At 58.8% G+C, this 24,079-nt stretch carries 19 protein-coding genes, 1 pseudogene and 1 riboswitch; of the genes and pseudogenes, 9 read left to right on the forward strand and 11 right to left on the reverse strand.

Annotation, left to right across the window (positions count from 1 at the left end; genetic code table 11):
* Positions 1-111 precede the first annotated feature (111 nt).
* A complete protein-coding gene (locus ACYP2A_RS21390) occupies positions 112-930 on the forward strand; it encodes a M48 family metallopeptidase (RefSeq protein WP_459747892.1) in 819 nt (272 codons plus the stop codon).
* A gap of 16 nt (positions 931-946) precedes the next feature.
* Here ACYP2A_RS21390 and ACYP2A_RS21395 read toward each other — a convergent pair whose 3' ends face one another.
* From ACYP2A_RS21395 to ACYP2A_RS21405, 3 genes are all read right to left on the reverse strand, one after another.
* Entirely contained in the window at positions 947-1,531 is a 585-nt protein-coding gene (locus ACYP2A_RS21395; protein WP_459747893.1) for a TMEM165/GDT1 family protein, read from the reverse strand.
* A gap of 104 nt (positions 1,532-1,635) precedes the next feature.
* Positions 1,636-1,735: riboswitch (yybP-ykoY riboswitch) on the reverse strand.
* 39 nt (positions 1,736-1,774) lie between these two features.
* Positions 1,775-2,773, reverse strand: a complete 999-nt coding sequence (locus ACYP2A_RS21400) for a methyltransferase (protein WP_459747894.1) — start codon at positions 2,771-2,773, stop codon at positions 1,775-1,777.
* 35 nt (positions 2,774-2,808) lie between these two features.
* Positions 2,809-3,774, reverse strand: a complete 966-nt coding sequence (locus tag ACYP2A_RS21405) for a 2-hydroxyacid dehydrogenase (protein WP_459747895.1) — start codon at positions 3,772-3,774, stop codon at positions 2,809-2,811.
* Positions 3,775-3,897: 123 nt separating this feature from the next.
* Between ACYP2A_RS21405 and ACYP2A_RS21410 the strand changes: the two genes are divergently transcribed.
* From ACYP2A_RS21410 to ACYP2A_RS21425, 4 genes are all read left to right on the forward strand, one after another.
* Positions 3,898-4,527, forward strand: coding sequence for a LysE family translocator (locus ACYP2A_RS21410; RefSeq protein WP_459747896.1), 630 nt, complete (start codon positions 3,898-3,900; stop codon positions 4,525-4,527).
* A gap of 130 nt (positions 4,528-4,657) precedes the next feature.
* Positions 4,658-6,340, forward strand: coding sequence for a fatty acid--CoA ligase (locus ACYP2A_RS21415; RefSeq protein WP_459747897.1), 1,683 nt, complete (start codon positions 4,658-4,660; stop codon positions 6,338-6,340).
* 279 nt (positions 6,341-6,619) lie between these two features.
* Positions 6,620-8,557, forward strand: a complete 1,938-nt coding sequence (locus tag ACYP2A_RS21420; protein WP_459747898.1) for a DUF1302 domain-containing protein — start codon at positions 6,620-6,622, stop codon at positions 8,555-8,557.
* 24 nt (positions 8,558-8,581) lie between these two features.
* Entirely contained in the window at positions 8,582-9,946 is a 1,365-nt protein-coding gene (locus tag ACYP2A_RS21425) for a DUF1329 domain-containing protein (RefSeq protein WP_459747900.1), read from the forward strand.
* Positions 9,947-10,010: 64 nt separating this feature from the next.
* Here ACYP2A_RS21425 and ACYP2A_RS21430 read toward each other — a convergent pair whose 3' ends face one another.
* The 3 genes from ACYP2A_RS21430 to ACYP2A_RS21440 all read right to left on the reverse strand — a co-directional run bounded on the left by ACYP2A_RS21430 (position 10,011) and on the right by ACYP2A_RS21440 (position 15,731).
* Positions 10,011-10,712, reverse strand: coding sequence for a permease (locus ACYP2A_RS21430; protein ID WP_459747901.1), 702 nt, complete (start codon positions 10,710-10,712; stop codon positions 10,011-10,013).
* 126 nt (positions 10,713-10,838) lie between these two features.
* Positions 10,839-14,231, reverse strand: coding sequence for a toxin VasX (locus ACYP2A_RS21435; RefSeq protein ID WP_459747902.1), 3,393 nt, complete (start codon positions 14,229-14,231; stop codon positions 10,839-10,841).
* A gap of 321 nt (positions 14,232-14,552) precedes the next feature.
* On the reverse strand, positions 14,553-15,731 hold the full coding sequence (locus tag ACYP2A_RS21440; protein WP_459747903.1) for an HD-GYP domain-containing protein: 1,179 nt from the start codon (positions 15,729-15,731) through the stop codon (positions 14,553-14,555).
* A 436-nt stretch (positions 15,732-16,167) separates the two neighbouring features.
* On the opposite strand from ACYP2A_RS21440, the gene ACYP2A_RS21445 reads away from it, so the two are divergent.
* Positions 16,168-16,872, forward strand: coding sequence for an OmpA family protein (locus ACYP2A_RS21445; protein WP_459747904.1), 705 nt, complete (start codon positions 16,168-16,170; stop codon positions 16,870-16,872).
* On the opposite strand, the gene ACYP2A_RS21450 is transcribed toward ACYP2A_RS21445, so the two are convergent.
* The 3 genes and pseudogenes from ACYP2A_RS21450 to ACYP2A_RS21460 all read right to left on the reverse strand — a co-directional run bounded on the left by ACYP2A_RS21450 (position 16,869) and on the right by ACYP2A_RS21460 (position 20,327).
* Positions 16,869-17,777: an acyltransferase gene (locus ACYP2A_RS21450; protein WP_459747905.1), complete on the reverse strand. Its 909-nt coding sequence runs from the start codon at positions 17,775-17,777 to the stop codon at positions 16,869-16,871. The genes ACYP2A_RS21445 and ACYP2A_RS21450 overlap by 4 nt on opposite strands.
* A 61-nt stretch (positions 17,778-17,838) precedes the next feature.
* The gene (gene pta, locus ACYP2A_RS21455; protein WP_459747906.1) at positions 17,839-19,935 is read right to left on the reverse strand and encodes a phosphate acetyltransferase; all 2,097 of its coding nucleotides are present in this window, start codon (positions 19,933-19,935) and stop codon (positions 17,839-17,841) included.
* 57 nt (positions 19,936-19,992) lie between these two features.
* A pseudogene (locus tag ACYP2A_RS21460) lies at positions 19,993-20,327 on the reverse strand (DUF3565 domain-containing protein).
* 13 nt (positions 20,328-20,340) lie between these two features.
* Between ACYP2A_RS21460 and ACYP2A_RS21465 the strand changes: the two are divergent.
* The gene (locus ACYP2A_RS21465) at positions 20,341-20,826 is read left to right on the forward strand and encodes an FKBP-type peptidyl-prolyl cis-trans isomerase (protein WP_459747907.1); all 486 of its coding nucleotides are present in this window, start codon (positions 20,341-20,343) and stop codon (positions 20,824-20,826) included.
* 121 nt (positions 20,827-20,947) lie between these two features.
* The gene (locus ACYP2A_RS21470; protein WP_459747908.1) at positions 20,948-21,430 is read left to right on the forward strand and encodes a glutathione peroxidase; all 483 of its coding nucleotides are present in this window, start codon (positions 20,948-20,950) and stop codon (positions 21,428-21,430) included.
* Here the strand turns inward: ACYP2A_RS21470 and ACYP2A_RS21475 are convergent.
* A complete protein-coding gene (locus tag ACYP2A_RS21475) occupies positions 21,399-22,589 on the reverse strand; it encodes a glycosyltransferase family 4 protein (protein WP_459747909.1) in 1,191 nt (396 codons plus the stop codon). The genes ACYP2A_RS21470 and ACYP2A_RS21475 overlap by 32 nt on opposite strands.
* 394 nt (positions 22,590-22,983) lie before the next feature.
* On the opposite strand from ACYP2A_RS21475, the gene ACYP2A_RS21480 reads away from it, so the two are divergent.
* Positions 22,984-23,322, forward strand: a complete 339-nt coding sequence (locus tag ACYP2A_RS21480; RefSeq protein ID WP_459747954.1) for a flagellar protein FlhE — start codon at positions 22,984-22,986, stop codon at positions 23,320-23,322.
* A gap of 43 nt (positions 23,323-23,365) precedes the next feature.
* Here the strand turns inward: ACYP2A_RS21480 and ACYP2A_RS21485 are convergent, their stop codons facing one another.
* Entirely contained in the window at positions 23,366-23,998 is a 633-nt protein-coding gene (locus ACYP2A_RS21485) for a hypothetical protein (protein ID WP_459747910.1), read from the reverse strand.
* Between the last annotated feature and the right edge of the window lie 81 nt (positions 23,999-24,079).

The raw sequence follows: 24,079 nt of genomic DNA on the forward strand, positions 1-24,079 counted from the left end.
CATGGAACCAAGGCCCGGTCATGATGGACCAATAGGGCAATTGGCCGGTCTCTGGCGCAGAACCACTGCACGGCCTGGCATGACCGCCACGTTTAACAGGAGAGTCCAGTAATGCGTCAGTATTTTGCTTTGTCTGCCTTGAGCGCCACTCTGTTGCTGGCAGGCTGCCAGGCGGTCAACACCACCAGTGGTGACTCGGTAGGGGTTGAGCGCAAGCAGTACATGTTCAGCATGCTGCCGACCGAACAGGTCAACCAGATGTATGCCCAGTCCTATCAGAAAACCGTGAGTGAGGCGACCAGCAAGGGTGTGCTGGACAAGACCAGCAACAATGCCAAGCGGGTGCAGGCCATCGCCAACCGACTGATTGCCCAGGCGCCGAAACTGCGCCCCGATGCAGCGCAATGGCAATGGGAAGTGAACCTGATCAAGAGCGATGAGCTCAACGCCAACTGCGGACCGGGCGGCAAAATCATTGTGTATTCCGGTCTTATCGACCAGCTCAACCTGAGCGACGACGAGATCGCGGCGGTCATGGGCCACGAGATTGCCCACGCCCTGCGTGAGCATGGCCGTGAAGCGATGTCCAAGGCGTATGGAGTAGAGGTGGCCAAGCAAGGCGCGGGCGCACTGCTTGGCCTGGGCGAGACCAGCTTGGCGATGGCCGATACCGTGGTCAATTACAGCCTGACCTTGCCCAACAGCCGCAGCAACGAAAACGAAGCCGACCTGCTGGGGCTGGAGCTGGCTGCTCGTGCGGGCTACAACCCTAATGCCGCCATAACGCTATGGCAGAAAATGAACCAGAAATCAGGCGGCTCACCGCCCGAATTCATGAGCACCCACCCGGCCTCCGAGAGCCGCATGGCCTCGTTGAATGCGGCAATTCCGAAGGTCATGCCGCTTTACCAGCAGGCGCCGAAGAACTAACAGTTCTTGGTCGGGCCTACACCCAGCCACTCACCTGCATGGCCTTGTACACCGCCACCAGCGCCAGGACGAAAAAGGCGCTGGCGGCCAGTCGGCGGATCAGCGTCAGCGGCAGTTTCTCGGCGGCGAAATTGCCCGCCAGCACCACCGGCACGTTGGCGATCAGCATGCCGACCGTGGTGCCGATGATCACCAGCCACAGGTAGTCGTACTGCGCGGCGAGCATCACCGTGGCGATCTGGGTCTTGTCACCGATTTCGGCGATGAAGAAGGTGATCAGCGTAGTCATGAACGGGCCGAACTGGCGCTTGGTACTCGCTTCGTCCTCGTCCATCTTGTCCGGCACCAGGGTCCACAAGGCCGTGGCGGTGAAACTGGCGGCCAGCACCCAGTGCAACACCACATCCGAGAAGTACTGGCTGAACCAGGCGCCCACGGCACCGGCAGCGGCATGGTTGGCCAGGGTGGCGGCCACGATACCGGCGATGATCGGCCAGGGTTTGCGAAAGCGGGCGGCGAGAATGAGCGCCAACAATTGGGTCTTGTCGCCGATTTCAGCGAGTGCCACAACGGCGGTAGGGATAAGTAGCGATTCCAGCATCAGGGTTCCTGGGGGCGGGTCGACACGGCTATGACACGTACAGCCTTCCCGCCCGGTAAGGTGTGCGTGTCATAGGTCTTGTCAAACCGCTGATCCGTCTATGCGGATTCCGGGTCGCATGCACCATGGTCTGTTGACCAAGTATGTTGATGCATGCCGTCGAGCTGGGTGCTCGTGGGAGACTACTCCCCTAGGACGGAGCGGATTCTGCCTTCGCCAAACGCTTTGGGCAAGCGCTTATTTTCAACTGCGCCGGGCGCGATAAATCTTGAAGCCGTTGCCTTGGGCGAGGGTTTCGCAGGTGCCGAACTGGCTTTCGATCATCGGTTGGTAACGCAGGAAGCTGTTCGCTACCAGGCGCATTTCGCCGCCGGATCGCAGATGTTCGCGGGCTTTTTTCAGCAAGGTTTCGGTGGCCTTATAGTCGGTGTGCACACCGGTATGGAACGGTGGATTGCTCAAAATCGTGCTCAGCCCCTTGGGTGCCGCATCGATGCCGTCGCCGGTCACCACTTGAGCCTCCAGACCATTGGCAGCAAGCGTTAGCGTGGAGCTGGCGGTGGCAAATGCATCGACATCGAGCATTACCACGTCGGTCTGTGGGTTGCGACGTTTTACCGCAGCCCCCAGTACGCCGGCACCGCAGCCGAAGTCCAGTAGAGAGCCGCCCGGCATCTTGTCCAGATGCTCCAGCAACAGCGCGGTGCCGCGATCCAGCCGGCCATGGCTGAATACGCCGGGCAGGCTGATGACGTTCAATGGACCGTCGGCCAGCGCCACTTCATAGGTCTTGGCCAGGCTGTCGAGGGTTTGTACGTGCGGGGCGTGTTCGACACTGACCTGCCACAGCTGACAATGACGGGCGCTGTCGAGCTTGCGCGGCTTGCCGAAGGGATGCAGTTGCTTGGCGGCGGCTTCGATGCCGCCGCGTTTTTCGCCGACCAGAAACAGCTCGCGCCCGGCCAGGCGCGAAGCCAGGGCATTGAGCAGGTAGTCGGTCAGGTCGCGGGCCTTGGGCAAAAATAGCACCACGGCCTCGAACTCATCGGCCGGGTGCTCGGTGCCAAAATGCGTGCGGCCTTCGAAACGTGCGTCGAGCGCCGCCCGCTCACCGGCATGCCAGGACCAGCCACAGGCATTGGGTAGCTTGCCCATCAAGTCATCGGCCGGCAGCCCGGCCAGCAGCACCTTGCCCTGAAACAGCTCGGGGTGGCGGAGTATCACTTCACTGCGCGGGTCCATGTCCTGGCTCCTGAAAAAGGGCGCAGTTTAACAGGTTAGGCAACCACTCTTACCGGCGTACCACTGGCAAACGCCTGAGCATTTTCAGCAATCTGCGCGACGATGCGTTGCCGGGCCTCGCGGGCGCCCCAGGCACTGTGCGGGGTGATGATCAGACGTGGGATGTCGCCGGACAGCAGCGGATTGCTGTCTATCGGTGGCTCGACGCTGAGCACATCGGTCGCCGCGCCACCCAGATGCCCGTTGCGCAAGGCGTCGGCCAGCGCCTGTTCGTCGATCAGCCCGCCGCGTGCCGTATTGACCACCAGCGCCTGCGGCTTGAGCAGGCCCAGTTCACGGGCGCCGATCATGTGCCGGGTCTGTTCGTTGAGCGGACAGTGCAGGGTCAGGGCATCGACCTGAGGCAACAGTTCATCCAGCGCCAATCGATCAGCGCGTGCCGGGCGGCCCGGTAACTGGCCGATCAGCACGCGCATGCCGAACGCCTCGGCCAGTTTCGCTACCGCACCACCCAGTTCACCGTGACCCAGCAGGCCCAGGGTCTTGCCTTCCAGCTCGACAATCGGGAAGTCGAGCAGGCAGAACTGCGAGGATTTCTGCCACAGGCCTTGCTGCACGGCGCGCTGGTAATCGGGCAAGCGCGTGGCCAGGGCCAGCAGCAACAACAGCGTGTGCTGGGCGACCGAAGCGGTGCCGTAGCCCTGGCAGTTGCACACCGTCACGCCGTGTTCGCGTGCTGAAGCCAGATCGACGTTGTTGGTACCGGTGGCGGCCACCAGCACCAGCTTGAGCTGCGGGCAGGCAGCGAAAGTGCTGGCATCGATCCGCACCTTGTTGGTGATCGCCACTTGCGCGCCCTGTAGACGCTCTATGACTTGCTCGGGCGTGGTGCTGGCGTGCAGGACCAGTTCGGCAAAGCTGTCCTCGAGAGCACTCAGGTCGAGGTCGCCCAGATCCAGGGAGGTGTGATCAAGAAAAACTGCTCTGCCGACATTGCTCATCGCTGTACCTTTTTTGCAAAGAATTGGAGTTGTATCTTTGAAGGCCTTTTTTCTATCACGGCTGAAGGCGGCGCAGACAGCTTTTGTCTGCCACTGCCCGGCTGTTCGCCCCCGGAGAATTCCATGTACTGGGCTGAATTTCTGACCGTTGCACTGATTCACCTGCTGGCCGTGGCCAGCCCTGGCCCCGACTTTGCCGTGGTCGTGCGCGAGAGCGTGACCCACGGGCGCAAGGCCGGCACCTGGGCGGCACTGGGCGTGGGTTCGGCAATTTTTGTGCATGTCGGCTATTCGCTGCTGGGCATCGGCATCATCGTTTCGCAGTCGATCATGCTGTTCAACGCCTTGAAATGGGCGGCGGCCGCTTATCTGTTGTACATCGGCATCAAGGCCTTGCGCGCGAAACCGGCCAGCGCGTCGGCCGAAGACATCAAGGCGCAAAGCGTCGAGCGCTCGGCTCGTGGTGCCTATGTCAGCGGTTTCGTCACCAACGGCCTGAACCCCAAGGCGACGCTGTTCTTTCTGTCGCTGTTCACCGTGGTCATCGATCCGCATACACCGTTGCTGGTGCAGGGCGGCTATGGCGTGTACCTGGCCATCGCCACGGCGCTGTGGTTCTGCATGGTGGCGCGGCTGTTCAGCCAGGAGCGCGTGCGCGCAGGCTTTGCGCGCATGGGCCACTGGTTCGACCGTGCCATGGGCGCCGTGCTGGTCGCGCTTGGCGTGAAGCTGGCGTTCACTCAAGCGGCATAATCTGCATCCGCCCCCGTGTGCTGTCGTGCACAGGGGGCGGCAAGTTGTCCCTTTATCCAATGCAACTGGCGAGACAGAGCATCAGCGTCCATATTGGTGCTTCGCCTGTGAACTCTGGAAAGGGACTCTTATGTTGCAGACTCGCGTTCTTGCGCCAGCCGAAGGCGCTTATCGGTACCCGCTGTTGATCAAAAGCCTGCTGGTTTCCGGCAGCCGCTATGAACGAACCCGCGAGATCGTGTACCGCGATTCAGTCCGCTATGACTATCCCACCCTCAACCAGCGCGTGCGGCGCCTGGCCAATGTCCTCACGCAAGCGGGGGTCAAGGCCGGCGATACCGTGGCGGTCATGGACTGGGACAGCCACCGTTATCTTGAGTGCATGTTTGCCATCCCGATGATTGGCGCGGTGGTGCACACCATTAATGTGCGCCTGTCGCCCGAGCAAATCGTCTACACCATGAACCACGCCGATGACCGCGTGGTTTTGGTCAACAGTGAGTTTGCTGTTTTGTATCAGGGTATTGCCGGGCACCTGACCACGGTCGAGAAAACCCTGCTGCTCACCGACACTCCCGACCAGCCCGTCGAACTGCCAAACCTGATCGGCGAGTACGAAGCGCTGCTGGCCGCCGCCAGCCCGGAGTACGAGTTCGCGGATTTCGACGAGCACTCGGTAGCGACCACCTTCTACACCACCGGCACCACCGGCAATCCCAAGGGCGTGTACTTCACCCATCGGCAGCTGGTGCTGCACACCCTGGGCGTGGCTGCCATCCTGGGCTGCGTCGAAAAGGACCGCATCCTGGGCAGCGGCGATGTCTACATGCCTATCACGCCGATGTTCCACGTGCATGCCTGGGGCATGCCCTATGCAGCGACCATGCTCGGTATCAAGCAGGTTTATCCGGGGCGCTACGATCCCGAGTTGCTGGTGCGCTTGTGGGAGACCGAAAAGGTCACCTTCTCGCACTGCGTGCCGACCATTCTGCAGATGCTGCTCAACGCCAAAGGCGCCAAAGACAAGGATTTCGGTGGCTGGAAAATTATCATCGGTGGCAGCTCGCTGACGCGCAGCCTGTATCTGGCGGCCAAGGCCAAAGGCATCGCGCTGACCGCTGCCTATGGCATGTCGGAAACCGGCCCGTTGATTTCTGTCGCGCATTTCAACGAAGAGTTGCTGGCCGGCTCTGAAGACGAGCGCATTCGTTTCAAGATCAAGGCCGGGGTGCCGGGCATGCTGGTCGATGCGGCGATTGTCGACGAGGAAGGCAACTTCCTGCCCGCCGATGGCCAGACCCAGGGCGAACTGGTGCTGCGCGCGCCCTGGCTGACCGAGAACTATCTGGGCGAGCCGGAAAAAGGCCGCGAACTGTGGGCCGGTGGCTGGATGCACACCGGCGATGTCGCGACCCTGGACGACTACGGCTTCATCGATATCCGCGACCGCATCAAGGACGTGATCAAGACCGGCGGCGAGTGGCTGTCTTCGCTGGCGCTGGAGGATCTGTGCAGTCGTCACCCCGCAGTACGCGAGGTCGCGGTGGTCGGCATTCCCGATCCGCAGTGGGGCGAGCGCCCCTTTGCCCTGGTGGTGGCGCATGAGGGCCAGCGGCTTGATGCCGCCACGCTCAAGGAACACCTCACACCGTTCGTCGAGCAGGGTCACCTCAATAAATGGGCGATTCCCCAGCAGATTGCCGTGGTGCCCGAGATTCCCAAGACCAGCGTCGGCAAGCTCGACAAGAAACGCATGCGCGTAGACATCGCCGAATGGCAGAACAGTAATAGCGCTTTGCTGTCTACACTCTGATCCCGCCCTCTGCCGGGTTTTCAATACCCGGCAGATTGCTGCGTAGGATGTGTCTTACACGCAGCTTGCCAAATCGCCATATTCAGCCATTCTCCCTCGAAGCCTGTCGCGCTCTCGGGTAGGAGCGGGCGGGCCGGATGAGGCTGTTTATGTGTTTCAGAGGAGTCGGCACAAGGACGTGGCAACACGTAATTGTCAGAGAAGCATTGTCCCCGGTTTGAACTGGAGCGCCGGGCGTCCTGAGTGCCATAAAAAATAAAAGCACACGGAGTAGCGACGATGACCACAGCAACCCCCTTCTGGCGCCGGGCGAGACTGCCCTTGGCCGTCAGCCTTGCCTCAACGCTTGCAGGCCAAGCCTTCGGCGTCAGTTTCAATGTCGGTGAAATCGAAGGCAGCTTCGATTCGTCGCTCTCCATCGGCTCGAGCTGGTCGACCGCCAGCCCCAACAAGAACCTGATCGGCGCCAACAACGGCGGCCGTGGCCTGTCGCAGACGTCTGACGACGGTCATTTGAACTTTAAACGTGGCGAAACCTTTTCAAAAGTTTTCAAGGGCATCCATGACCTTGAACTCAAGTACGGCGACACCGGGGTGTTTCTGCGTGGCAAGTACTGGTACGACTTTGAACTCAAGGATGAAGGCCGCGAGTTCAAGGACATCAGCGATTCCAACCGCAAGGAAGGCGCCAAGTCGTCCGGCGCACAATTGCTCGATGCCTTTGTCTATCACCGCTACTCGCTTGGCGACGAACCAGGCACCGTGCGTTTCGGTAAACAAGTGGTCAGTTGGGGCGAGAGCACGTTTATTGGCGGCGGCATCAACAGCGTCAACCCGATCGATGTTTCAGCCTTTCGCCGGCCCGGTTCCGAGATCAAGGAAGGCCTGATCCCGGTCAACATGTTCTACCTGTCCCAGGGCCTGACCCAGGACTTGTCCGCCGAGGGCTTCTACCAGCTGGAATGGGACCAGACGGTGGTCGACAACTGCGGCACCTTCTTCTCGCAGCCCGATGTGATCGCCGATGGTTGCAGCAGCAATCTTGCCGTACTGCGCAGCCAGAGCGGCCTGAACTCGGCGCTGACCGCTGCCGGCCTGCCTGCCGCAGCGCGGGGTGCGGCGTTCAACGCGCTGGCCCAGCAGGGCGCCACGTTCGGTTCGCCCGATGAAGGCGTGATCGTGCGCCGTGGCCCGGACCGCGATGCCCGCGACAGCGGCCAGTTCGGCCTGGCCATGCGCTACAACTTCGCACCGCTGAACACCGAGTTCGGCGCCTACATGATGAATTACCACAGCCGTTTGCCGATCTTCAGTGGCCGCGGCGGCTCAGCCAGTGCCTACAGCGCCTCGTCCCTGGTCGGCTCGCTGATGCGCAACGGCTTGCCGGCCGCCACCGCAGCCGCCCTGGCGCCGACCCTGCTGCCGGTGGTCGTCGCCGGTAACTCCAGTTACTACGTCGAATACCCTGAAGACATTCGCCTGTATGGCCTGAGCTTTTCCACCACCTTGCCCACCGGCACGGCCTGGAGCGGAGAAATCAGCTACCGGCCCAACGCGCCGGTGCAGATCAATACCACCGACATCCTGTATTCGGGGCTGTCGCCGCTCAACCCCAGTGTCTCGCTGCTCAATGGCCGGCCAGACACCGATCAGCCGGGTTACTCGCGCAAGGAAATCACTCAACTGCAGACCACCTTCACGCATTTCTTCGATCAGGTGATGGGTGCCGAGCGGCTGACTGTCGTGGGCGAGGTGGGCTGGACCCATGTCGGCGGGCTCGAAAGCACCTCCAAACTGCGCTACGGCCGTGACCCGGTGTACGGCCCTGGCCCGCTGCCGAACGGGCAATGTGCGGCTCTCAATGCCGGCACCCTGACCGGCACCGCGCAGAACAACCTGACCCGCTATTGCGAGAACGACGGTTTCACCACCAGCAATTCCTGGGGCTACCGTGCCCGGGCGATCTGGGACTACAACAACGTACTGGCCGGGGTGAATCTGCGCCCCAGCGTGGCCTGGTCACATGACGTCAAGGGCTACTCGCCAAGCCCGGGCGGCAATTTCGAAGAGGGTCGCAAGGCCGTCAGCCTGGGGCTTGATGCCGAGTACCAGAACACCTACACCGCCAGCCTGTTCTACACCAACTTCTTCGACGGTAAATACACCACGGTGGATGACCGCGATTTTGTGGCGCTCAGCTTCGGCGTGAACTTCTAAGCATCGGTTTTCAGGATAAAGACTATGAAAATGACCAAAGGCCTGTTAACGGCCGGTGTATTGGGGTTGTCGCTGCTGGCGACCGGTGTGATGGCAGCGGTCTCGGAATCCGAAGCCGCCAAACTCGGTACCTCGCTGACGCCCATTGGCGCGGAAAAAGCCGGCAACGCCGACAACAGCATTCCCGCCTGGAACCCGATGCCGAAAAACGCCGGTGCCGTGGACGGCAAAGGCTTCCTGGCCAATCCGTATGCCAGTGAAAAGCCGCTGTTCGTCATCACCGCCAGTAACGTCGAACAATACAAAAGCAAGCTGGCGCCGGGGCAGTACGCGATGTTCAAGCGCTACCCGCAAACCTATCGCATACCGGTGTACACCAGCCATCGCGGGGCCGTAGTGCCCGATTCGGTACTCGCTGCCATCAAACGCAACGCCACCAATACCAAGCTGACCGATGGCGGCAATGGCCTGGAAAACTTCGAGACGGCCATTCCGTTTCCGATTCCGGCCAGCGGCGTAGAGGTGATCTGGAACCACATCACCCGCTATCGCGGCGGCACCGTCAAGCGCCTGGTCACCCAGGCCACGCCGCAGCCCAATGGCTCGTACCTGATCGTAAAGTTCAGCGACCAGTTCGTGTTCCGCGACCGTATGAAAGATTACGACCCGAAAAACCCCGGCAACATCCTGTTCTACTTCAAACAACAAGTGACTGCGCCGGCGCGTCTGGCCGGCAGTGCGCTGCTGGTGCACGAGACCCTTAACCAGGTCAAGGAACCGCGCTCGGCGTGGGTCTACAACACTGGCCAGCGCCGTGTGCGCAAGGCGCCAGAAGTGGCCTACGACGGACCGGGCACCGCCTCCGACGGCACGCGCACCTCCGACAACCTCGACATGTACAACGGCGCGCCGGATCGCTATGACCTGAAGCTGATCGGCAAACAGGAACTGTACATCCCGGCCAACAGCCACAAACTCGATGACACCACGCTCAAGTACGACAACATCATCAAGGCCGGGCACATCAACCAGGACCTGACCCGTTACGAGCTGCGCCGCGTCTGGCACGTGACCGCCACCCTCAAGCCCGGGCAGCGGCATATCTATGCCAAGCGCGACTTCTTCATCGACGAAGACACCTGGCAAGCCGCGGTCATCGATCACTACGACGGTCGTGACCAGCTGTGGCGTGTGGCCGAAGCGCATGCGGTCAATTACTACGACAAGCAAGTGCCGTGGTACGTGGTCGAAACGCTGTACGACCTGCAATCGGGCCGCTACATGGCGTTGGGCATGAAAAACGAAGAGGCTCGCGCCTACGAGTTCGGGTTTGAGGCCAATACCAGTGACTTCACGGCTAACGCACTGCGTCAGGACGGCGTGCGCTGATTGACTGCCTGACAGCGCTGTGTCGATGATGCAGCGCTGTTTTTTGAGGTATGAGGTTGTTGGGTTACCACTTCCAGACTGTTTCAGTGAATTTGGCGTGTGGTGCGACGACGGTACGTAAAAAGGCCAGGTATTGCTCGAATAGATCTTTGTTAGGGAAGCGGGCTTTGAAGCCAATTGTCGTGTCATCGTGATGCGCCACGATGATCAGGTATCTACGGTCGACGGTGACGAAGTAGTGTTCGTGCCATGGCATGCTTTCTTCGTGTTCGACCTCAGGCTTTTTCCAGTTCATCAGTTTTAGGGCTGAACATGCGGCTGCGGCGGCCGGGCCGAGGAGGAAGAGCAGGGAGCCTGTGAGAATTGCGACGAGTACGAAAAATAAAATGGCAATGCCGGCAATGCCTTTGAAAAGACCACCGGCGAAATCGGGGAAATACAATTGATGATCTAGCTTGCCATGGTCAAGGTGGATTTGATAATTGAAAACGGTTTTTTGCATGAACATGGCGATCGCCAATAAGTTCATGGTTGCTATGGATATGCAGAGGGTTAGCCATAAGCCAAGATCTTCAATGATGGATCCCCACATTTTCCAGGTGATGACGCTGCAAATGACGAGTGGTATTCCAAGATACGTCCTGTGGATGACCTTAATGGCAGGGCGTTCTAATCCTGACGTTTTTATAGACCAGCTCATTATGAAAGTTGCGGTTGAAGGTGCTGAAGTTTTAGTTTTTCCGAGTTCTCTTTTTTGCGTGTCCATTACTGCTATTCCTTTATTGAAAACGATCAAGGTCTGCTGGATGGATAGTGCCCACTGAGAGGGTTTTATGAGCTTGTTAGTGGGTGGTTTAAAAATATGTTTTTTGGGTTGAAGGCTACCTTCCAGTCACGGAATCATAAACAGCTGTACTGCGCCTTCGCGGTTTTTGTTTTTTACCGGGAGTTCGGTTTTGCTGAGCCCGTCCAACGTGCTTTTACCTTCTTCGCTCAGTTCAATCTGATAAAGATAACCGCTGTCCTGAGGGGAGGCGTGAAGCAAGTCCAGTGGGTACCAGATTTGAAACTCCAGGAATTGCGCATTCTGATCAAGGGGTACCCAGACTTTCCAGATAATGTCTTCTGTTTCTGGGATGGCAGGACACGCGTACGGATAGAAGCCAACAGGAGGGCGCTGATTATCGATTTTTCCCCAGTCCGAGACGGGATGGTACAAGCCTTTATCTTCGAACTCTTCCTTGACGGAAGACTCGATTTTTTGGGTAGGCACCAAGGGAAGGGTGCGTTTACTGGCGATGGCGTTGAACAGTATGCTCTGACCTCGTAGTGCGTGTGGAAAACGAATCTGGATCCAGGCACCATTTTGTACTGCTCGCGGAGTATAAGATTTTCCAATCTGAACATGTCTGTAGATTACTGTGCTCTTGACCATAACCTGTGGGCTGAGCTGGATTTCCAGCAAGGCTCGCTTTTCCTCTTGCTGACCTTCGGGTGTTTCGGGAAAACGGTATTCAGGTGAGCGGGACCATGAGCATTTTCTAAGCCATGAGCCAATGTTGTCCTGTTTTAAATAGTTAAGTAATAGCGTGGCGGCAAGGTAGGTCATACCAGCGGCCAGCATGCCGACGGCAAACCACGGTCCCATGACGAATGCGGCGACGCCGCGTGATGCTGTTGTCACAGCAATAATCTGAGCCGTACCGCCTATCCCCATTATGCCGACGGCCAAGCCTTTGATGGCTGTGACGGTTTTTTCATTCTGCGTTGCTGCATTTTCATAATCATCATGTAGGTCCCATGCCTCAAGTAGCACAGCGCCGATTGCAAATCCCCCTGTTGCCAGCAATCTTATCTTGAAGCTACGAACCGCATCTCCCCATACTGCCCGACCTTGTGCCTTCCAGTAACTTGAGGATCTGTCCAATATCCCAATGCTATATTTTCCTCTTTGAAGTGGTTGTGCATTCTTGATGATTCCCCATGGCGCTTCGACATACAACGCCATCAACAAGTTAAAGCTATACCCCAGGTTATAAGCCACCTTGACCAGATCCTTGGCCGACAAATCACCATCACGACTCACTTGCTCATACGTCAACGCCGTATTAATAAAGTTAAGCATGATCACGCCCCAGCTAATACTGGCACCGATACTCAGCCGCTGGCTCCAGTTTCTGACCTGTTGTTGCCAGTGCTTGCCAATATCCTTGCCCGCCTGAAAGAAGCGCTCGATTTCCTGCCGGAACAACGCGGCGTAGCGGTTATTCTGAAAGTCCAACAGCATTGGCAGTTTCTGGTCGTGGGCCTTGAGGCGGTCAGTACGGGCTTGTACATCGCGGGTCAGGCTTTGACGTATCCAGGGCTCGCGGGGGTAGAACCATCTCATTTGTACGGTATTGAGGTTTCGACTCAATCGCAGACGCTCGCTTTTCCATTCGCTGAGCTTTCTGGCGAACTCATTGTCAACGGCCAAGGGTATGGGGGAGTTACTGAAAATCTGGCCGATCAGCAGGTTGCGCAGCAGGGCGCCCAGGTTCTGCTCCGGACCGTGCGCCAGGCGGCTGTCGACGGGCAGCCAGGCAATCAGCATGTTCTGCGCTGTCAGCCGCGCATCCTCCAATGTACTACTGGCCAGGCTACGCAGCGCCTTGAACGTGTCTTGCACCGGTTGCTTGAGGGCTTTCATCCAGGCGGCTTCGGCAAAGCCCTCGTGGTTTAGCGCACTGTTGAGTTCGCCAGCGCGGGTGGCAATGTTGGCGATGTCGCCAAAACCACCGATCAGCGTGTCGGCTTCGTGGTGCAAGGCTTCTTTCAATGCAAGCGAGAAACCGTAGCGCATCGTGCCGAACAAGGTGGTAGCGTTTTTCTCTTGCTGCATCAGCCAGTCGAGTGCTTTGTTGTCCTGGCTCAAGACCGTGGTCAGCCCGACCATGATCATTTGCAGGTGCAGCAGGGTGTTGGGATTGCCGGTATCGATGAACAACTGCTCCGGCTCAAGGCCGATACGCTCGCTCCATTGCTGGAGATCGGCCTGGGTGTCGCGAACCCGTTGCAGCAGCCGCTGGCTGGTCAGGTATTGTCGTTGCAGGTGACCACGTGCGGCCTTGAGGTCAATCTCGCGACGCCACTTCTTGCGCTCCTTCCAGGCCTGTTTGTCAGCCTGATTGGGCGCCCGGCCATAGCGATCAAGCAGGCTTTGATGCATGGCATCGCTCTTGATCTCGATCGAGGGAAGGGTGTCAGGGGCGATGGCAACCGGGCTGTGCAGGTGGTGTTCGAGCTCGCATTGCTCCAGATAGCTTTCGGCATCCAGCAGATACTGCTGGGTCAAGACGGGGTTGTCCTTGAACGGGAAGGGCAGTTTGTCTTCAGTCTCGATGGACTGGCCACACAGGCCGGTGACGGTGGTGGCCATCTCCACCTTGTGTCCATGCTCAGCCTGCCAGCTTTGATAAGCCGCCTGATCACCCGCCAGTTGCATGCCCAGATCCTTGAGTATGGCCAGCGGATCATCCAGAGCAATCAGCAGCGCGCTGTCCTTGTCTGGCACGCTGCCCAGCCAGTGCACGTCGGCACCCAGTGGTACCCACTCAGGTTTCTGATCAGGTTTTTCCGGGTCGGGCGGCGGTTGGGTCGTGGGCAGCGCGGTATCGGCAAAGCGTTGGTCTTCGTTGATACAGCCTGTATCGACTTCCGCCACCGCCCTGGCAATCTCGGTCAGCGGCAAGGTGCCCGGTTCATTCATGGTGATGCAGTAGCTCGCCAGGTCCAGGCGCTTCATCCACAGTGCCCGGCTGTCGTCATGCGAGCGCAGGTGTTCGCAGATCCGCCACGTCCACTGCATCGGTGCATAGGCGATATGCAGCGTGTGGTTGCGCGGGTAAAGCAGATACGGCAGCGCTTCACCGTCGCCTGTCCGTTCATCCTGGCCCAGATGTGCTTCAGTCCAGACGATACGCCGCAGGCCTGCATCGGTCGCCGAAAACGCATATTCGTGCAGGGTGCCGGCGGTTTCGTCGAACACATAGACATAGCCGTCGTACAGCTGGCGCAGGGTATAGGTGCGGCTTTGGAGCGTTGGCAGCCAAGGCCATTTGCCGGTTTTGCACAGTGGCGTAAGCGCGTGCGGGTTGGGGTCGTAGCGCGATCGGTCCAGCGCGTAGCGCATCGGTACGATGGCAATGTCCGGGCCTTTGAACGGGCAAAGGCTGGTGCCGGTGGCCGGGTTCTTGCTGAACTCTGTGGCGCGGCGTTGTCGTTCGGTGCCCTGTTTCTTATTCATCGGCCGACACCCTTGAGCAATTTCAGGGTGCAGGACAACGGATGGGTTTGAGTGGACATGCCGGTTCTCCCGGTAATGGCTGAGGAACAAGCCATACCAAGATATGTGCCACGAAAATAATTTCCTTTTTAATCAGGGGCTTGAATTGAGTGGGTAGCTAAGGTTGTATGTTTTTTGAGCAAAACGCCGCTAAAACTGCGCAATACCTTGCATGGGGTATGCAGATAGTTGCGCACTGGATGCAGGCCTTGGCGTTGCTGGGCTACAGGCAGGAGTCCACAGGTTTATGCACGGCGGGGTGCGCAATTTTATGCGCAATGATCACTGCGCCGCCGCGCCCGACCATAGCTCGTTGAAATTATCGAGCCCCCAGTCTGTGGGGGACTCGATCTTGACGATGCTATCTGCGTCCCTGCATTTACCCAGTTGAATGATCCTCGGCTCGACAGGCTTGCGGGTGCGCACCGACATCAGCACCTTGACCTTGGGCATCAGCAGCGAATGCTCGCTTTGTTCCATGACCACGGCCAGCCGCTCGCTTTCCAGGCGTACCAGCGCGCCAACCGGGTAGATACCGACCGTCTTGACGAAGTGCTGAAAGATCCGCTCATCGAAGTGGCCTTTCCAGGAGGCCATTTCGCGAATCGCGTGGGCGGCTTCCCAGGCCTTTTTGTAAGGGCGGTCGCTGGTCACCGCGTCATACACGTCGCAGACCGCACCCATCCGCGAAAAGATGCTGATGTCTTCGCCTTTGAGGCCGTGCGGGTAGCCTGAGCCATCGAACTTTTCATGATGGTGCAGGCACACATCCAACACCGCCGGAATCACCTGCTGGCTTTGTTCCAGAATCTTTAACCCGGCGGCGGGATGCGCCTTCATCGCCGTGAATTCTTCGTCGGTCAGACGCCCGGGTTTGTTGAGAATCTCCGGGTCCATGAGCATCTTGCCGACATCGTGCATCAAGCCGGCCACACCGGCGTCGCGCACCTGTTCTTCGCTCATGCCCATGCGCCTGGCCAGGGCGACCATCAAGGCGCAGACCGCGACCGAGTGCATGTAGGTGTATTCGTCCGAGTTTTTCAGGCGTGACAGGCTGATCAGTGCGTGCGGATGACGCAGGATCGAATTGGAGATTTCCTCCACCATCAGCCCGACGTCGGCGACGTTCATGGCGCGTCCCATCTTGGCTTCGCTGAACATGACCATCACCGCCTGTTTGGCGCGGCCACAAATCAGCCGGGCGCGGTTCAGCTCTTTTTCGAGGCTGACAGGTGCGGTGTTTTCATCGGGCGGCGTGGCGACACTTACGGGTGCTTTGCCCAGGCTGGTGTCGATCCAGACCTCACGGGTGTCGGAGCGTTTGATGCGTTCCAGCACGTCCATGTCGCGCAGGACCGATTCGACCTGATCGACCCAGAACGGATCGCCGTTCCACGGACGGCAGAATTCGTGAATGTGCATACCCAGAACAAGCTCGCAAACCGGTATTTTTCTTAACATGGCCGGTCACCGCTTTATTCGTCGGTCGCACTGGCAATCCATGCCTGACAGAAGGTTGAGAGAGTGGAAAAAACAGAGTGCCTGATTGGGCAGGTATGTTTCGGCATGCTATTGGCCCCCTTGGATGGCAGCAGGGAAAGCTGATCTCGCATCGCCAGTATAGGGGGCGCATTTGTCATTGTGTATGACATTAAAAAAGCGTCAGGAACTTGCTGTTTGTGCTTTTTCAAGGCAAATCAAGTCGTTGGGTAATTTTGCTTTTCTGGCGCCAGAAACCCATTTAAAAAATATTTCACAACCATGGTCAAACGCCTGTTTTAAGGTGGTGGCCAGTTCGCAGGCTCACGACAACAGAGGCTTGGCAGGGCAAGGAATTTTTGCCCTGATTCGCGTTCCAAAGGGCCATGAGCGTTCATTGAAATCAGGAGTTTTTTCCATGCTGACCTCGCCCCGTCTGATTATTGCGGCCACCGCCGTGGCCTTGCTGGCCGGCTGTGCTTCGCCCAACCCTTACGACAACCAGGGCCAGGGAGGCTACGGCAATAACGAGCAACAACAAGGCATGAGCCGTACCGCGAAATACGGTGGGCTGGGTGCATTGGCGGGGGCTGTGGCCGGTGCGGCCATCGACCATAACAACCGTGGCAAGGGCGCGCTGATCGGTGCCGCCGTGGTCGGTGCAGCGTCGGCGGGCTATGGCTACTACGCCGACCGCCAGGAAGCCGAATTGCGCACCAAGATGGCCAATACCGGCGTCGAAGTGCAGCGCCAGGGTGACCAGATCAAGTTGATCATGCCGGGCAATATCACCTTCGCCACCGACTCGGCAGCGATCTCCAGCAGCTTCTACTCGCCGCTGAACAACCTGGCCGGTTCGTTGCGCCAGTTCAACCAGAACAACATCGAAATCATCGGTTATACCGACAGCACCGGCAGCCGCCAGCACAACATGGACCTGTCGCAGCAGCGTGCGCAAAGCGTGGCGACCTACCTGACGTCTCAGGGCGTTGACCAAAGCCACTTGTCAGTCCGCGGCGCCGGCCCCGACCAACCGATTGCCAGCAACGCCGACGCCAATGGCCGTGCGCAAAACCGCCGTGTAGAAGTCAATCTCAAGCCGATTCCGGGTCAGCAGTACTAAATCCTGTCTCCTGGCTGCCGGGCCTTCAACTGGTCCAGCAGCCGGTCCTTCTCTTCCCATCGCGCATTGATCCACTGCTGGAACTCCCGGCGGTAGGCTTCGTCCTGGTCGTAGTTCTTGCCAATGAACTGCGCCGGAATGCGGACTTCTTCAATGTGCGCGACCACCTCATCCAGTTCGCCACACAGCAACGTCCAGAAGCCTGAACGGCCTTGCGGGTAGTGCAGCGTTACATTGACGATGGACTCCAGTTGCTCACCCATGGCATCGAGCACAAAAGCGATACCGCCGGCCTTGGGCTTGAGCAGGTTGCGAAAGGGTGACTGCTGTTCGGCATGCTTGGCCTTGGTGAAGCGTGTGCCTTCGGCGAAGTTGAAAATGCTCACCGGGTTATTGCGAAAGCGTGCGCAGGTGCGCCGGGTGGTTTCCAGGTCCTTGCCGCGCTTTTCCGGGTGCTTGGCCAGGTAAGCCTTGGAGTAGCGCTTCATGAACGGAAAGCCCAGTGCCCACCAGGCCAGGCCTATGACCGGCACCCAGATCAGTTCCTGCTTGAGAAAGAACTTCAGCGGGCGAATCTTGCGGTTGAGCAGGTACTGCAAAACGATGATGTCGACCCAGCTCTGGTGGTTGCTGGTGACCAGATACGAATGCTGGTAGTCGAGTGTCTCCAGGCCGCTGACGTGCCAGCGGGTGCGGCCCAGCAAGCGGATCCAGGCATTGTTGTTACTGATCCAGGTTTCCTGGATATGGCCCATCAGCCAGTCGCAAAAACGCCGGGCGGCCGGGAAGGGCAGGCACAGCTTGAACAGGGTCACCACAAACAGCGGCAAGCAGCAGGCCACCGTGTTGAGTGCCAGAAGCAGCGAGGCAATAACGCCACGCAAGGGGGCAGGCAAGAAAGCCATGACGATGAAAAACTCCAGGTAAAGAAACGATGCCGGGCTCTTGGCCACGGCATCGGCAGGTTTAACAGGACAATGTGTCGGCCTGAATCGCGGTCAGCGCAATGGTGTGCACGATATCGTCGACCTGAGCGCCACGCGGCAGGTCGTTCACCGGCTTGCGCAAGCCTTGCAGCATCGGCCCGAGGGTGACGCAGTCAGCGCTGCGTTGCACCGCCTTGTAAGTGGTGTTACCGGTATTCAGGTCAGGGAACACGAACACCGTGGCCCGCCCGGCCACTTGACTGTCGGGCGCCAGTTGCCGGGCGTCGTTCTCGTTGGCGGCGGCATCGTACTGCAACGGGCCGTCGATGAGCAGGCCACGGCGTGCCTCGCGGGCCAGTTGAGTGGCTTCGCGCACTTTTTCGACTTCTTCGTCGCTGTGGTCGGCATGGCTGCTGGAATAACTGATCATCGCCACCCGCGGGGTGATGCCGAATGCTTGCGCAGAGTCGGCGCTTTGCAGGGCGATCTCTGCCAGCGCTTCAGCGCCGGGGTGCGGGTTCATGATGCAGTCGCCGTAGATCAGCACCTGTTCAGGGAACAGCATGAAAAACACCGACGACACCAGCTTGCAGCCCGGTGCGGTCTTGATCAGTTGCAGGGCCGGGCGAATGGTGTTGGCCGTGGAGTGCACCAGGCCCGAGACCAGACCATCGACCTCGTCGAGTGCCAGCATCATGGTGCCGATCACCACCGGGTCTTCGAGCTGCTGCTCGGCCATCGGCGCATTGAGGCTTTTGCTTTTGCGCAGCTCGACCATGGGCGCGACATAGCGCTCGCGAATCAGGTCCGGGTCGAGAATTTCCAGGCCCGGCGGCAACACAATGTCCTGGGCCTTGGCCACCGCATGCACTTCTTCTGGCTTGGCCAGCAACACGCAACGGGCAATGCCGCGTGCCTGACAGATCGCTGCCGCCTGGATGATCAGCGGCTCGCTGCCTTCGGGCAGCACGATGCGCTTGTTGGCGGCCTGGGCGCGCTGGATCAACTGGTAACGGAATACCGCAGGCGACAGGCGCAGTTCGCGGGGTGTGCCGCAGCGCTGGTGCAGCCAGTCGGCATCCAGATGGCCGGCCACGAAATCGGTGATGATCTGTGCGCGTTCACGGTCATCAACCGGGATTTCCTTGTTGAGCTGGTTAAGGCGGTTGGCAGTGTCGTAGGTGCCGGTGTTCACCGACATCACCGGCAGGCCGGCTTGCAGGGCGCCTTTGCATAGCTCCATGATTCGCGGGTCTGGAACGATTTCACTGGTCAGCAACAGGCCGGCCAGCGGCACGCCGTTCATGCTCGCCAGGCTTACGGCAAGAATGATGTCGTCGCGGTCGCCTGGCGTTACCACCAGTACACCGGGCTTGAGCAGGTGCACGGTGTTCACCACGGTGCGCGCGCAGATGATGATCTTCGACATGCGCCGCTGTTCGTAATCGCCGGCGTTGAGCACCTGGGCACCCAGCAGCTCGGCGACGTCGCGGGTACGCGGGGCGTTGAGGTCGGCCTGGTAGGGAATACAGCCCAGCAGACGGAAATCGCCACTGCGCAGCAACGGTGAGTGCTCTTTGAGGCGCGCGGCGAAGCTTTGCATGCTCTCATCGGTGCGCACCTTGTTGAGAATCACACCGAGCACTTTCGGATCTTTCGGGCCGCCGAACATCTGTGCCTGCAACTCGACGCGGCCCGACAATTCTGTGAGCACTTCGTTTTCCGGTGCCGAGACCAGGATCACCTCGGCATCCAGGCTCTTGGCCAGGTGCAGGTTGACCCTGGCGGCATAGCTGGCGTTGCGGGTGGGTACCATGCCTTCGACGATCAGTACGTCCTTGCCCACCGCCGCCTGTTGATAAAGGCTGATGATTTCTTCGAGCAGTTCATCGAGCTGGCCATCGCCGAGCATGCGTTCTACATGGGCCAATGCCAGCGGTTTTGGCGGCTTGAGGCCATGGGTGCGGGCAATCAGTTCGGTGGAGCGTTCCGGGCCGGTATCACCTGGGTGTGGCTGGGCAATGGGCTTGAAAAAACCGACCTTCAGCCCTGCGTGTTCCAGAGTGCGGACCAGGCCAAGGCTGATGGAGGTCAGGCCCACACCAAAATCTGTGGGCGCAATGAAAAAAGTCTGCATGCGGGCTTCCGAATTTAGGCAGTGCAAGGGGCGTGGCGCTTTTCTTGATGCTTGTCGTCACAGGGCGCTGTCTTTCGCAGCGCCTCTACTCAAGGGCATCCTGGGGTCAAGACTATCGTTATCGGTGCCTTGTGCGCACCATCCACATTGAAAGGGCTGGCCTATTTTTTCCAGGCGCAGGGCCCGGTCCAGTACCCAGGCCCGCGACTGCCAGGGGGGCTGATGACGCAGGTGCTGGGTATGGCCACAGGCCAGAATTGCGATCCAATGATCGTCTTCATCCTGGCGCCAGCCGGTCAGGGTTGTCGCGTGCATAGGGTCCACCGGTCGGTGTTGCGTTCGCTTTCGGGCGATGGCTTGGTTAGACTTGCCCTTTCATTCATATCAAGCAAAGGTTTTGCCCTCATGCCTATCGCTGCCAAAAAGGCTGTCTCCATCGACTATACCCTGACCAACGATGCTGGTGAGGTCATCGACAGCTCGTCCGGCGGCGCGCCGCTGGTGTACCTGCACGGTGCCGGCAACATCATCCCGGGTCTGGAAAAAGCGCTGGAAGGCAAAGACGTCGGTGACGAGCTGAACGTTTCCATCGAGCCAGAAGATGCCTACGGCGAATACTCCGCCGAGCTGGTCAGCACCCTGAGCCGCAGCATGTTCGAAGGCGTCGACGAACTTGAAGTCGGCATGCAGTTCCATGCTTCCGGCCCTGACGGCGGCATGCAGATCGTGACCATTCGCGACCTGGATGGCGACGATGTCACCGTTGACGGCAACCACCCTCTGGCTGGCCAGCGCCTGACCTTCCAGGTCAAGGTCGTTGCCATTCGTGAAGCCAGTGAAGAAGAAGTCGCTCATGGCCACGTCCATGGCGAAGGCGGCCATCACCATTGATTTGTGCCAGGTGGCGATCCGCTGCTAGGCTCAAATAACCGCCAAGGCGTCCAGGCAGGTCTGCATATTACGCAGCTTGCCAGACGCCTTTTTTGCGGTCACGGTTTGAAGGGGGTGATTCATGAGCGCTTTTCACGGCATTAAGCTGAATGGGCTGGATGGCAAGGAACTGCCACTGGCACCGTTCAAGGACAAGGTAGTTCTGGTGGTCAATGTCGCGTCCAAGTGTGGCCTGACGCCACAGTACGCGGCCCTTGAGAGCCTTTATAAGCAGTACCACGACAGAGGCTTCAGTGTGCTGGGGCTGCCTTGCAACCAGTTTGCAGGCCAGGAACCGGGCACCGAGCAAGAGATTCAGTCGTTCTGTGAGGTCAACTACGGTGTGACCTTTCCGCTGGGCGAAAAGCTCGACGTCAACGGCGCGCATCGCCACAAGCTGTACGTGCAACTGGCCGGCGAAGGCGCCGAGTTTCCGGGCGATATCACCTGGAACTTCGAGAAATTTCTGGTCGGTCGTAACGGTGCCGTGATTGCCCGCTTCTCGCCCCGCACCAGCCCGGATGATCCGGCGATTATTGCGGCGATCGAAAAGGCGTTGGGTTGATTGTCGAGCGGTCGGCTTCACGCGGGCAAACCCCGTACAGCTGCCGTTCGAACTGATCGATGATGCTCTGCCAGCCCTGGCGGCTGGCGTGCTGCCTTGCATTAAGCCGCACCCGGCGCAGGGTTTCGCGGTCTTCGAGCAGCCAGCGGGCCGCATCGATAAAAGCCTCTTCGTCACCGGGCATGGCCAGTGCGCCATTATGGCCGTGGCGAATGTGCTGCCCGGCGGCCGCTTCGTCGTACGCCACCACTGCCAGGCCCGACGCCAGGGCCTCCAGCACCACATTGCCGAAGGTCTCGGTCAGGCTGGGAAACAGAAACAGATCGCCCGATGCGTAATGGCTCGCCAGCAGCTCACCCCGCTGCACACCGCAAAAAATCGCCTCGGGCAATTGCGCTTGTAGAGCGGCCCGTTGTGGCCCGTCGCCGACCATAATCAGCTTGAGCTTGCAGTGCGGGTAGCTTTCGTTCAGCGCCTCGAAGCTGTTTTTGAGCAGCCCCAGATTCTTCTCCGGCGCCAGCCTGCCGACATGCAGCACGGCAATTTCATCGTCTTGCAGCCCCCATTGCTCGCGCAGTGCCTGAGAGCGTTTCGATGGATGAAACAACTGACTGTCCACGCCTCGCGACAGTTGCTCGACGCGCTCGAACCCCCTGCGTTCCAGCTCCAGTTTCTGGCTGACACTGGGCACCAGCGTGAGCTGCGAACGATTGTGGAACCAGCGCAAATAATGGGTCAGCAAACGCGTCACAAACCCCATGCCGTATTGCTGGCTGTACTGCGGAAAGTTGGTATGAAAGCCACTGACCACCGCAATCCCCAGCCGCCGCGCCGCCCGCAGCGCCGACAGGCCCAGCGGCCCTTCGGTAGCGATGTACAACACATCCGGCCGGCGCCGCTGCCAACGGCGCAGCAGTTTGTGCATCGACACCTGACCCCATTGCAGCCCCGGATAACCCGGAATCGGCCAGCCCCGGCACAGCAGCAACTCCTGTGGCGCCTCAGGTGCCGCCTCGCCACCCTGACGCGGACGCACCAGCTCCACGGTATGCCCACGCAGCCGCAACCCGTCGCATAACCGTCCTAGCGTATTGGCGACGCCATTGATCTCGGGGCTGTAGGTTTCGGTGACCAGGGTGACATGCAGGAGTGTGCTCATTGGTCCAGTGTCGGCTGGCCGGGTTGCGGTTCTGTGGCGGATTTGTGATGGGTTTGTGACGAAAAGGCCCATGGCAGGAGTTGCGACTTTTCGAGGATTAGTCGGTTTTTCTTAAAATGGGACTACACCCTGAGTTTAAATTCCGATGCGATTGTAGGAAACGTCTGTAATTCTTGTTTAAGCGTACTTTGGTGTTGCAACACAATGCTTTCTGGATAACGTCGAGCCATCAGATTAATCGATCTGGTTATCAAGTCGCAGTGGACGGTTAGTTCGCTGCGCTCACCTCGACAATGTAAGAAAGCATAAAATGAAATTTGACTTTAAAAAGTCGAAACGGATTCGTTCGGCCTCGATTATTGGTTTTATGGCATTGGGCCTTTCGTCCATGGCAATGGCGGGCAACTACAGTTCGTCTGTGACACTGCCGACGGCCCATTCGAAGGGGTATTTATATACCGCCCATATTCCAGTTTCTGGAAGGCCTCCCGCAGGGGGGAGAGTTACTGACGTTAGCTGGACCTGGAATGTGATCGGTTGGCCCAGAGCTTTGGAGGTTCAACTGTGCACGGGGAAAAGTAATTGTATCGACGTCTCTCGGCAGCGCTCTGGGTCGACCCGACATTTCATTGGGAACCCTGCGCAGCAAAAATTCTATTTTGCACTCAGAATAGGGCAGTCCGGCCACGTCCCCCTTGCAGGGCAGCAGGGACGTATCACAGTAAATTGGTAAGCGGCTTGATCGCCCCCGATTTCAATCATCGGGGGCAAGGGGTTTACCAAAAGGCCATGTCGCGAAATCGTTGTGGCAATGCATCATTGAAGTCCAGGATTTTTTCCAGCACGACAGAAGCCGGCGTGCCTTTCATCATCTCGGACTCATAAAGTTCTGATCGCTGCTTTTGCATGAGTTGCAGGTTTTTCTCGAACCAGGCAGTGGATTCGTCATTGACGATTTCGCCTGTCGCGCTATAGCGAATGGTCGGGTATTCGGATAAATCAAGGATCTGTCCATTCAATGAGTTAAAGGCATATTTTCTTGCCAGGTCTGCAGCTTCGGCGGGATCGTTGGCGGCTTGATCGAGCAGGTCTTGCCGCCATGCGCCACCTCTTTTGATTCCGGTACGTGTGTCAGCGTCTTCATGTGTCTTCACGACCACCTTGGCACGTGGCCCTTTGCAGGTCACGTTGACAAACTCGGGTTCAGAACTGGTACGTCGGGAAAACCGCATGTCCTCTAATCGGATTTCGGCAGAAAGAGGTGCTCGTGAAGCCTGAGTGGTGACTGGCAGTTTCTCGGTGGTGAGCCCTTGCAATATCTGACTAAAACCCGAAGTGCGCGGGGTGGGTGCAGTTTTCAGGGCGGTGGGCGCACGATGATTATCAATGGGTGACGAGGTAATGTTCATGGCATCTACTCTTTGACGTGTCTCAAGTACAAGAGCAAGCGGGATGCCAGAATCCGAATATCCCTTTATGTCGACAGGCAT

The sequence above is a fragment of the Pseudomonas sp. 3A(2025) genome, from assembly GCF_054589175.1.

What these genes read in the sequence shown, in the direction of transcription:
- ACYP2A_RS21435 (WP_459747902.1), bottom strand. Translation starts at nt 14,231, where the DNA reads ATGAATAAGAAACAGGGCACCGAACGACAACGCCGCGCCACAGAGTTC.
- ACYP2A_RS21425 (WP_459747900.1), top strand. Translation starts at nt 8,582, where the DNA reads ATGAAAATGACCAAAGGCCTGTTAACGGCCGGTGTATTGGGGTTGTCG.
- ACYP2A_RS21445 (WP_459747904.1), top strand. Translation starts at nt 16,168, where the DNA reads ATGCTGACCTCGCCCCGTCTGATTATTGCGGCCACCGCCGTGGCCTTG.
- ACYP2A_RS21415 (WP_459747897.1), top strand. Translation starts at nt 4,658, where the DNA reads ATGTTGCAGACTCGCGTTCTTGCGCCAGCCGAAGGCGCTTATCGGTAC.
- ACYP2A_RS21480 (WP_459747954.1), top strand. Translation starts at nt 22,984, where the DNA reads ATGGCGGGCAACTACAGTTCGTCTGTGACACTGCCGACGGCCCATTCG.
- ACYP2A_RS21450 (WP_459747905.1), bottom strand. Translation starts at nt 17,777, where the DNA reads ATGGCTTTCTTGCCTGCCCCCTTGCGTGGCGTTATTGCCTCGCTGCTT.
- ACYP2A_RS21410 (WP_459747896.1), top strand. Translation starts at nt 3,898, where the DNA reads ATGTACTGGGCTGAATTTCTGACCGTTGCACTGATTCACCTGCTGGCC.
- ACYP2A_RS21470 (WP_459747908.1), top strand. Translation starts at nt 20,948, where the DNA reads ATGAGCGCTTTTCACGGCATTAAGCTGAATGGGCTGGATGGCAAGGAA.
- pta (WP_459747906.1), bottom strand. Translation starts at nt 19,935, where the DNA reads ATGCAGACTTTTTTCATTGCGCCCACAGATTTTGGTGTGGGCCTGACC.
- ACYP2A_RS21465 (WP_459747907.1), top strand. Translation starts at nt 20,341, where the DNA reads ATGCCTATCGCTGCCAAAAAGGCTGTCTCCATCGACTATACCCTGACC.
- ACYP2A_RS21395 (WP_459747893.1), bottom strand. Translation starts at nt 1,531, where the DNA reads ATGCTGGAATCGCTACTTATCCCTACCGCCGTTGTGGCACTCGCTGAA.
- ACYP2A_RS21440 (WP_459747903.1), bottom strand. Translation starts at nt 15,731, where the DNA reads ATGTTAAGAAAAATACCGGTTTGCGAGCTTGTTCTGGGTATGCACATT.
- ACYP2A_RS21475 (WP_459747909.1), bottom strand. Translation starts at nt 22,589, where the DNA reads ATGAGCACACTCCTGCATGTCACCCTGGTCACCGAAACCTACAGCCCC.
- ACYP2A_RS21400 (WP_459747894.1), bottom strand. Translation starts at nt 2,773, where the DNA reads ATGGACCCGCGCAGTGAAGTGATACTCCGCCACCCCGAGCTGTTTCAG.
- ACYP2A_RS21420 (WP_459747898.1), top strand. Translation starts at nt 6,620, where the DNA reads ATGACCACAGCAACCCCCTTCTGGCGCCGGGCGAGACTGCCCTTGGCC.
- ACYP2A_RS21390 (WP_459747892.1), top strand. Translation starts at nt 112, where the DNA reads ATGCGTCAGTATTTTGCTTTGTCTGCCTTGAGCGCCACTCTGTTGCTG.
- ACYP2A_RS21405 (WP_459747895.1), bottom strand. Translation starts at nt 3,774, where the DNA reads ATGAGCAATGTCGGCAGAGCAGTTTTTCTTGATCACACCTCCCTGGAT.
- ACYP2A_RS21485 (WP_459747910.1), bottom strand. Translation starts at nt 23,998, where the DNA reads ATGAACATTACCTCGTCACCCATTGATAATCATCGTGCGCCCACCGCC.
- ACYP2A_RS21430 (WP_459747901.1), bottom strand. Translation starts at nt 10,712, where the DNA reads ATGGACACGCAAAAAAGAGAACTCGGAAAAACTAAAACTTCAGCACCT.